The sequence below is a fragment of the Pedobacter sp. genome, from assembly GCF_045628745.1.
GTDB lineage: Bacteria > Bacteroidota > Bacteroidia > Sphingobacteriales > Sphingobacteriaceae > Pedobacter.
In genome coordinates, this window is the sequence record NZ_JAZQPU010000225.1 from 1 (window position 1) to 1924 (window position 1924).

Sequence of the window (1924 nt, forward strand, 5' to 3'; positions counted from 1 at the left end):
CCGAAAAAGGAGAATTACGAGAGGTATACCTTTTATAAATGGTTCCTGATGGTGAAATCTGGCTATGATGCCCGCCTCACCATTGCTGATGGCAGGATCATTTTTTACGTGTACAATGATGAAGACATTTCAGATATCCCCTACCTGGAGTATGAGAACAAAAAGTTCATGTGCCTCAATTACCATGATTATGCACAGGCTGATTTAAACAAGGTTCCTCCTTATGGCATGATTGGGATTCCCGAAGCTACAAAAAGCTTCTCTTACAAGGTAACGCGCCTGCCTGATTTTAAACCCACTAATTTTGCAGAAAAACTGCTCACCTTTAAATATAAACAGAAAACCTATCACTTTAACCTTAAACGCAACCCAGACCTGGAAGCCTTGTTCACCAATTATCCTGGTGTTGACTTTGAGGCTTATTTTAACATCCCCCTGAGCAAGGAAACCTATAGCTCCCTGATTCCTGTGCTGAAAAAGAACTTAAAGGGCATGAAACAGAAAAAAGGCATCGACTATTTAATGCGCTTTACCCGCTACGCCTTTTTATATGAAGATGACCATGATCACTTTGGTAAAGAGAAACGCCTATCACCAGAAGAGACCTTATTTGCCGCATACAGCGATTGTGATGACCGTGCGGCCTTGTTCTTTTACCTGGTGAAGGAAATATACGATCTGCCTATGATTACCTTGCTCTATCCAACACATTTAACTATTGCGGTACAATTAGACAAACCTGTTGGTGAGCCTATTATGTACAAAGGCCAGGCCTACTCCATTTGCGAACCTACGCCACAGGCAGAAAAGTTAAATATTGGTCAGCTAGGCAGCAAATATAAACATGTACCCTACCAGGTGGTCTATGCCTATCAACCACAAAAAAGGCCATCTGAATAGATGGCCTTTAATTGAAAAGTGTAATTTTATTTTAACCTTATTTTACGGCACCAGGCGTAGTATATGGCAATACTTGTGGGTTGAAACTTGCCCATCCTGCAGTCCAGTCGCTTGCACCAAAAGCACCTTTATAAGCAACGGTTTCAAAGAAAGTACCACTTAATTTAGTGTTGCTAAAGGCAGCACCCGAAGCTGCTGCTGAACCTGCTACAACGGTAAAGTTCGGTGTACCCTGTTTGCCAGAAGTAGCAGAAACTAAATCTGCTCCATATTTATAGGGATCTGTCAGCACTGCTGAAGCATAAGCATCAGGGGTAAAAATATTATTGACCGTTAAGCCTGCGGTAATTAAAGCTAAAGTTGCTGCATTTGAGGCTTTGATCTGGTTGCTTTTGCCATTGCTGCCTAATACCAGATTATTGGCAAAAACTGATCTGCCTGCTAAATAGTGCGAACTTGAATTGGTACCTGATGCTGGTAAGGCATCATCAAAGAAAATACCTTCTGTGTAACCTGCAAATACGGAGTTTAAAATGCTAATAGAAGAATTACGGCGAATTTGAGCCGCATGTTGATAATTGGCATTGATGCTACCCGCACCTGCTTTGTCTACCGGACCTAAAATAGTAACGTTAGAGAAAACCGCAGACGTTAAAGGTTCTGTTGCTAAACCTGAACCCATATTATCAGACTCAAAACCGTTAGAACCAGAGACGTCAGCTACGGAAGCTAAACGTTGAGCCAGGGCGAACTGGACCTTACCAGAGAAACCAAAGTCTGTATCAAAATCATCATCCCAGGTACCTACAGAAAGTAAGTGTTTGGCATTAACCGTACCACCAAACCATTCAAAGGCATCATCGCCAGAACGGTAAACTTGTATATAGTCAATGGTAGTTCCAGAACCTACACTGCCTAAAGTTAAACCGTTAATTTCGTTATCAGGACCTAATGGGATACCTGCATACTCAATACGTACATATTTTAAAGTACCAGAGTTATCAGCATCGTCCGTACCTCCGTA

At 41.8% G+C, this 1924-nt stretch carries 1 protein-coding gene and 1 pseudogene; one reads left to right on the top strand and one right to left on the bottom strand.

The features are described from left to right. A partial coding sequence (locus ACR2F7_RS08605; RefSeq protein ID WP_432713171.1) for a hypothetical protein occupies positions 1 to 900 on the top strand: 900 nt, incomplete at its 5' end. A gap of 37 nt (positions 901 to 937) precedes the next feature. On the opposite strand, the pseudogene ACR2F7_RS08610 reads toward ACR2F7_RS08605, so the two are convergent. Then, positions 938 to 1924, bottom strand: a pseudogene (locus ACR2F7_RS08610) (hypothetical protein); the annotation flags it as partial.